This is a genomic window from Qipengyuania atrilutea (assembly GCF_013370205.1).
GTDB classification, from domain to species: Bacteria; Pseudomonadota; Alphaproteobacteria; order Sphingomonadales; family Sphingomonadaceae; genus Actirhodobacter; species Actirhodobacter atriluteus.
On record NZ_JABWGV010000008.1, the window covers coordinates 58,636 to 65,498 of the forward strand.

The following is a 6,863-nucleotide window of genomic DNA, read 5'->3' on the forward strand; positions in this document are numbered from 1 at the left end:
ATACCTCAGGACCGGACACGACAGCAATGGCCACTCAGCTAGCAGATCCGCATACCGCGCCCGCGATGGGCGCGCGCCCGATCTCCGGCGACAAGCTGGAGCATATTCCCGGCGCGGATGGGCTGCCGCTAGTCGGCACGACCTTCGCGGTTCTCAGCGATCCGCCCGAATTCGCGCGGCGGATGCTGGCGCGCTACGGCAAGGTCTACAAGGTCAATAGCTTCGGCTACTACACTGTCAGTCTGATCGGACCGGAAGCGAACGAACTCGTCCTGTTCGACCGCGAGAAACTGTTCTCGAGCGAGGCGGGCTGGGGTCCGGTGCTCGACCAGCTATTCCCACGCGGGCTGATGCTGCTGGATTTCGAGCAGCACCGCGCGGACCGGCGCGCGCTCTCGATCGCGTTCAAGCCTGCGCCGATGAAGCATTACGCCGAGACGCTCGACCGCGGCATGGCGAAGGGCGTTACCGCTTGGGGTCCGGGCGAGATGGAGTTCTACCCGGCGATCAAGAAGCTGACGCTGGAGCTTGCCGCCGACAGCTTCATCGGCCTGCCGTTCGGACCCGAGGCAGACGCGATTAACACCGCCTTCGTCGACATGGTGCAGGCCTCGGTCGCGCCGATCCGCAAGCCGCTGCCCTTCACGGCGATGGGCCGCGGGGCGAAGGGCCGCAAGTTCCTGAAGGACTGGTTCGGGCGTGAGACATTGCGCCGGCGCGAGGGGCCGGAAGGGCCGGACATGTTCAGCCAGTTCGCCCGCGCGCGCCGCGAGGACGGCGAACTCCTTACCGTGGACGAAGTGACCGACCACATGAACTTCCTGATGATGGCGGCGCACGACACCATCACCAGCAGCGCGACGACGCTGATCTGGCAGCTTGCCGAACATCCAGAATGGCAGGAAAAGCTGCGCGGGGAAGCCGCCGCGCTGCTCGATGAGGAAGGCAATCTGCCCGAAGCGGCGCTCGGCAAAATGGACCTGACCGAAATGGCCTTCAAGGAAGCGCTGCGCTTCATGCCGCCGGTTCCCTCGATCCCGCGCCGCGCGCTGCGCGATTTCGAATACGGCGGCTATACGATCCCCGCGGGAACGCAGGTGTCGGTCAGCCCCGGCGCGACGCATTACCTGGAAGAATACTGGCCCGAACCCGAAAAGTTCGATCCGATGCGTTTCACACCCGAAGCGGCGAAGGGGCGGCACAAATACGCTTGGGTTCCCTTCGGCGGCGGCGCGCACATGTGCCTCGGCCTGCATTTCGCCTACATGCAGGTGAAGATCCTGACCGCGCATCTACTGACCCGTTACCGGGTGGAAATCGCGGAAGGTTACGAGCCGGACTGGCAGGCCTGGCCGATACCGAAGCCGAAAGACGGTCTGAAGGTTACGCTGACGGCGCTTTGAAGAATCGGTTGCGCAGCAACCGCAAGGGCGACCGCCCGCCCGCAGCGACGCGATCTATGATCGCATGAGCGAGGATTTCGCGCGCCCGGATGGGCGTGCGGAACGAAGACTCAAAAATCTATCGCGATGCCCTTCAACACCCAGTCGCCGTAGCGCGTCGGGCTGAGACCTTGCGGATCGTCCGTCTTTTCCATCGGTTCGGGCTTGGGCGCCGGATCGTTCGTCCAATGCGCGGGCTTCGCGAAATTCTCCGGCCGTTTGGTAGCGCGTTTGGTCATACCTCTTAAATGCGTGCGCTGGCGCTTGGTTTCAATCGCGGATAGAGGCGCAGTCCATGCCAAAACCGCAACAGTCCGTTCCCGGCCTTCCCGCCCGCCAGGCCGCGCTACGCCTGCTCGATGCCGTTCTGCGCCGCGGAGAGACGCTTGATCAAGCCTATCCGCACGCGGTCCAGCGGGTCGGCGAGTTCGCGGACAAGGCGCTGGCGCGGGCGATCGCGAGCGAGGCGCTCAGGTGGCTGACCGATCTCGACGCGCTCATTGACGGCGCGACGCAGCGCAATCTTCCGGGTGACGCCAAGGCGCGCAGCGTGCTGCGGATCATGTGCGCGCAGTGGCTGCGCCTCGATACGCCGCCCCATGCGGTGATCGCGACGGGGCTGCCGCTGCTCGAAGGCGGACCGCGCCGGCTAGCGCACGGCGTGTTCTCGGCATTGGTAAAGCGTGAGGTTCGGCTTCCTGAAGCGCCAAGTTTGCCGGAAGCGGTGCGGGAGCGCTGGGGCGAGAAGGCCGATGCGATCGCTGCTGGAATGGCGCTTCCGCCGCCGCTCGACCTGTCGCTCCGCGATCCTGCCGCGACCGAAGAGTGGACCGAAAAGCTGGGCGCCGTATCGCTCGCACCCGGCCATCTGCGTTTGCCGCGCGGGCAATCGGTCGAGACGCTCGAAGGTTATGGGAAGGGCGCATGGTGGGCGCAGGATTTGGCTGCGCGCTTGCCGGCGAGTTTGCTGGGACCGGGCGAGGGCAGGCGTGTGCTCGACCTGTGCGCCGCGCCCGGCGGTAAGACACTGCAGCTTGCGGCAGCCGGGTGGCAGGTCACGGCGCTCGACATTTCGAAACGGCGGCTGGAGCGGGTGCGCGAGAACCTCGACCGCACCGGCCTCGAGGCGGAGATCGTGCGCGCCGATGCGCTGAAGTGGCGGCCGAAACTGGAAGACGGCAGCGAGGCCGTGTTCGACGCCGTCCTGCTCGACGCGCCCTGCACCGCGACCGGCACGCTGCGCCGCCATCCCGATGTCATCCACCGAATTGGACCGCGCCAGATCGAGCACTTGACGCAGTTGCAGGCGGACTTGCTGGCGCGCGCGGCGGACTGGGTGAAGCCGGGAGGAACGCTGGTCTATGCGGTGTGCTCGCTGGAGCGCGAGGAGGGTGAGGCGCAGGCGGAGGCGTTTGACGCGGAAGGTGCGATGATGCCGCTACCCGTTAACGCAAGTGAGTTGCCGGACGTTCTGCCCGCCGAAGCGAGCGAAGACGGCTATCTGCGCACGCATCCCGGTATGCTGGCGGAACAAGGCGGGCTGGACGGCTTCTTCGCCGCGCGCTGGCAGAAGTAGCTAGCGCGCTGTCCTACTTCGGCCCGGTTGTGCCAGTCATTTCGTATGACCGGCGCATCCGACCCCAACTTGCTTCAGCACTCGCAGAAAAGCCTGCCGAACCGCGCAATTTTAGAACCCTTGGACCGTGTTCCATGTGTTCCATCCTGTAGGACACCGCGCGGCGCGGTCAGGCTGACGCGAAGCGAATCAGGCGTCCTGCTTCACCTTGTTCTGGAAGCTCTTGCGCAGCTTCATCAGCTTGGGCGGGATGACCGCGAGGCAGTACGGATTGCGCTTGCCTTCGCCTTCCCAGTACTCCTGATGATAGTCCTCGGCAGCATACCACTCGCTCGCATCCTCGATCGTCGTGACGACCTTGCCGTCATTGTCCGCATTGGCGCGCTCGATCGCGGCTTCGGCTTCGGCGCGCTGTTCGTCGTCCGCCGGGAAGATGGCGGAGCGGTACTGCGTGCCGACATCGTTGCCCTGCCGGTTAAGCTGGGTCGGATCGTGTGTGCCGAAGTGCACATCGTAAATCTCGGCAAGCGAGATCGTGTCGGGATCGAAGGTCACGCGGATCGCCTCGGCATGGCCGGTGCGTCCGCTGCACACTTCCTTGTAAGTCGGGCTGGGCGTGTCGCCGCCGATGTAGCCGCTCTCGACGTCGGTCACGCCGACCACGTCCTTGAACACCGCTTCGGTGCACCAGAAGCACCCGCCGGCGATGATCGCCTGTTTGGTATCTGCCATGAGTTCGTATCTCCTTTACTGTTGGAGATAGGAACGAGGTCGCGCCATGAAAGGGTCCGGCTTGCCTTGGCCGGGTTCGCGGCTACAACATCGGGCAGCCAATCATTGCCCGAAACTTCGAAGGAACCTGCCCCATGCGCACGCCCCTGATCGCCGCCGCCGCTCTCGTATCGCTCGCGACCGGCTATCCCGCCGCTGCCGATCATCATACCGCCGGCGAGATGAGCCACCACAACCACGCCGCGATGCAGGCGATGGAAAGCGCGCTCAGCGAGGCCAATCGCAGCGAGGACCGCACGCGGGACGCCTACCGCCATCCGGCGGAAACGCTCGCCTTCTTCCAGGTCGAGCCCGGCATGACGGTGGTCGACTACATGCCAGCGGGCGGCTGGTACACGCGGGTGCTCGTGCCGTATCTCGGCAGCGAGGGCCGCTACGTCGGCATCATGCCTGACCCCGCCAATGCCGACAATCCGCGCATGGCCGAGTACTTCGGCGGACTGCCGGGCGGCTTCTCCGAAAGCTATCCCGGCTGGAACCTGACCGGTGCGCCCATCTCGGGTTATGCCAGCGGCGAAGTGCCGGAGGACATGGCAGGCACGGTCGACCGCGCGCTGATCTTCCGCGAAATGCACAATCTGCACCGCAGCGGCGTACTCCATGCCGAACTGACCCGGCTGCGCAGCATGCTCAAGGACGACGGCATGCTCGGCATCGTGCAGCACCGCGCGAAAGAGAATGCGCCTGCGTCCTATACCGATGGGTCAAAGGGCTATCTACGGCAGAAGGACGTCATCGCGCTGGTCGAAGCACACGGTTTCGAACTGGTCGATACGAGCGAGGTCAACGCAAATCCGAAAGACACGGCGAACTGGGAAAACGGCGTTTGGGAACTGCCGCCCTCGCTCGGTTCGAAGCGCGAGGAACTGAAGCAGATCGGCGAAAGCGACCGCATGACCCTGCTGTTCCGCAAGCGCGCGTAAGAAAGCTCCGGAAGTGGACTTCGCCCTTGCCGCAAAGTAAGCGGGCCGCATGTCCAAACTGACCGTAGCCGCACTGCAACTGGCCCTCAATGCTGCCGACGAACGCGAGAATATCGCTGCCGTCGGCAGTCTCGTTGAGCAGGCGGCGAAGGGCGGCGCGCAGGTGATCCTGCCGCCGGAACTCTTCGCCGGGGTCTACTTCTGCAAAACCGAGGACGAAGCCTTCTTCGCCCGCGCCTACTTGACCGCTGAGCATCCTTCGGTCCTTGCGATGCAGGAACTGGCGCGCGGGCTGGGCGTGGCGATCCCCACCAGTTTTTTCGAGCGGGACGGGCACCATTACTACAACACGCTCGCAATGATCGGCCCCGACGGGGAAATCATGGGGACCTACCGCAAGAGCCACATCCCCGACGGGCCCGGCTATGAAGAGAAGTTCTATTTCCGGCCGGGCAACGACGGGTTCAAGGTATGGGACGTGTTCGGTAGCCGCATCGGGATCGGCGTCTGCTGGGACCAGTGGTATCCGGAAACCGCGCGGGTGCTGGCGCTGATGGGCGCCGAAGTGCTCTTCTATCCTACCGCGATCGGCAGCGAACCGCACGATGCGACCCTCGATACGAGCCGAATGTGGCGACGGGCGATGGTCGGCCACGCGGTATCCAACTGTATGCCGGTCGTCGCGGCGAACCGCATCGGCACAGAAGACGGGCAATCCTTCTACGGGCATAGCTTCATTGCGAACGAATGGGGCGACTACGTGCAGGAGTTCGGCGCAGAGGAAAGCGGGGTCCTGAGCGCGACGCTCGATCTCGCACGCGCAGCGCGCAACCGGGCCGGCATGGGCTTCTTCCGCGACCGCAGGCCGCAGCTTTACGGCCGCATCGCGCAGGACATCTGACGGCTTGGACGGTCCCGCAGACATGGCTGTTGCGCGTGAGAAGCTCGACCAGCTTTATTCGGCAGCGCTGGAGGCCGCCGCTGCGCTGCTAGAAAAGAATGGCGAGTTCTTCCCGATCCTGTTCGAACTCAGACCCGGAGGGGAAATCACATCGGTCGCCGTGCTCGATATGCGTGAGCGGCCGCCGAGCCAGGACCTGATCGACAATTACGTGGAGCTGATGCGGGGGCGGGCGACAGCGGGTCAGATCGCGGGATGTGCGATCGCTCTCGACAGCAGCTTTCGTGTGTCTGCCGGTGATCCGAAACGGGACGCGGTGCAAGTTCGCGTCAGGGCGCAAGGGTTTGCGCGTAATGTCCTCGTTCCCTACGTGCTTAAGACCACCGGTATCTTTCGCAAGAAGCGGCAACTGACTTTGGACGAGCCCCGCGCGGAGGCTGCGGTGAACGATGTCTTCGGCGGATAGGTGAGCGAAGCGGAGCATATCTACCTGATTGCAGTCGGGTCGAACATGCGGATCGCGGGGGTCGGAGAACCCAGGCGCGTAGTTGAACGGGCTTTGGCGGCCCTCGGCGAAGGCAACCTTACTTGCAAAAGCCGCGGACCGGTTGTCGCCACCGATCCACTTGGCCCATCGCAGCGCCGCTATGCGAACAGCGCCGCGGTCGTCCAAACACCGCTGGACCCCGAAGCGATGCTGACCCGGTTGCAGGCAATCGAAAGCGCCTTCGAGCGCAAACGCCGCGGCGTGAGGTGGCGCAGCCGGACGCTCGACCTCGACATCATATTGTGGAGCGGGGGGGCGTACCATTCGGAGCGCCTAGAGATTCCTCACCCGGAATTCCGCCACCGGGACTTCGTCCTTGCGCCTGCGGTAACAGTCGCACCCGAATGGCGGGACCCGGTGAGCGGGCTGACACTTCGGCAGCTTCATGCGCGCTTGACCAAGCGGCGCTCCCCCCGTAGGTGAGCGCCCGTGCCGTCCGCCTGCCGGGCCGCATTCCCGGTATGGGGGCCCTTAGCTCAGTCGGTAGAGCAACTGACTTTTAATCAGTAGGTCGCTGGTTCGAACCCAGCAGGGCTCACCATTTGTCCCGAAATCACTGAAAACCTTGAAAAACCGTTGCAACAACGGTCTCAAACGAGCGTTTTCTACACAAACCTTCTACACAATCGCTCCAATGGTGCCCCCGTAAAGCCTACGGAATCCTCGGGAAATCATCGATGTG

Annotated in this window: 8 protein-coding genes and 1 tRNA gene; 7 read left to right on the top strand and 2 right to left on the bottom strand. The window is 64.2% G+C overall.

The annotated features are described in order from the left end of the window. Positions 1-26 precede the first annotated feature (26 nt). Positions 27-1,403 carry a cytochrome P450 gene (locus HUV48_RS13855; RefSeq protein ID WP_176268319.1) on the top strand — a complete coding sequence of 459 codons (1,377 nt, stop codon included), beginning with the start codon at positions 27-29 and terminating at the stop codon, positions 1,401-1,403. A gap of 110 nt (positions 1,404-1,513) precedes the next feature. Here HUV48_RS13855 and HUV48_RS13860 read toward each other — a convergent pair whose 3' ends face one another. Beyond that, a complete protein-coding gene (locus HUV48_RS13860) occupies positions 1,514-1,681 on the bottom strand; it encodes a DUF1674 domain-containing protein (protein WP_176268320.1) in 168 nt (55 codons plus the stop codon). 56 nt (positions 1,682-1,737) lie between these two features. Here HUV48_RS13860 and HUV48_RS13865 point away from each other — a divergent pair, with 56 nt between their 5' ends. Then, entirely contained in the window at positions 1,738-3,018 is a 1,281-nt protein-coding gene (locus HUV48_RS13865) for an RsmB/NOP family class I SAM-dependent RNA methyltransferase (RefSeq protein WP_176268321.1), read from the top strand. Between the two features lie 189 nt (positions 3,019-3,207). On the opposite strand, the gene msrA is transcribed toward HUV48_RS13865, so the two are convergent. Then, positions 3,208-3,750, bottom strand: coding sequence for a peptide-methionine (S)-S-oxide reductase MsrA (msrA, locus tag HUV48_RS13870; protein ID WP_176268322.1), 543 nt, complete (start codon positions 3,748-3,750; stop codon positions 3,208-3,210). Between the two features lie 134 nt (positions 3,751-3,884). On the opposite strand from msrA, the gene HUV48_RS13875 reads away from it, so the two are divergent. From HUV48_RS13875 to HUV48_RS13895, 5 genes are all read left to right on the top strand, one after another. After that, positions 3,885-4,733 (top strand): class I SAM-dependent methyltransferase, encoded by an 849-nt coding sequence (locus HUV48_RS13875; RefSeq protein ID WP_176268323.1) that lies wholly within the window; start codon positions 3,885-3,887, stop codon positions 4,731-4,733. A 49-nt stretch (positions 4,734-4,782) separates the two neighbouring features. Then, positions 4,783-5,634 carry an N-carbamoylputrescine amidase gene (gene aguB / locus HUV48_RS13880; protein ID WP_176268324.1) on the top strand — a complete coding sequence of 284 codons (852 nt, stop codon included), beginning with the start codon at positions 4,783-4,785 and terminating at the stop codon, positions 5,632-5,634. A 22-nt stretch (positions 5,635-5,656) separates the two neighbouring features. After that, positions 5,657-6,100, top strand: a complete 444-nt coding sequence (locus HUV48_RS13885) for a hypothetical protein (RefSeq protein ID WP_176268325.1) — start codon at positions 5,657-5,659, stop codon at positions 6,098-6,100. Next, positions 6,101-6,604, top strand: a complete 504-nt coding sequence (gene folK / locus HUV48_RS13890; protein ID WP_176268326.1) for a 2-amino-4-hydroxy-6-hydroxymethyldihydropteridine diphosphokinase — start codon at positions 6,101-6,103, stop codon at positions 6,602-6,604. It abuts the gene before it with no gap. Between the two features lie 42 nt (positions 6,605-6,646). Then, positions 6,647-6,722, top strand: a tRNA-Lys gene (locus HUV48_RS13895). Positions 6,723-6,863: the final 141 nt, after the last annotated feature.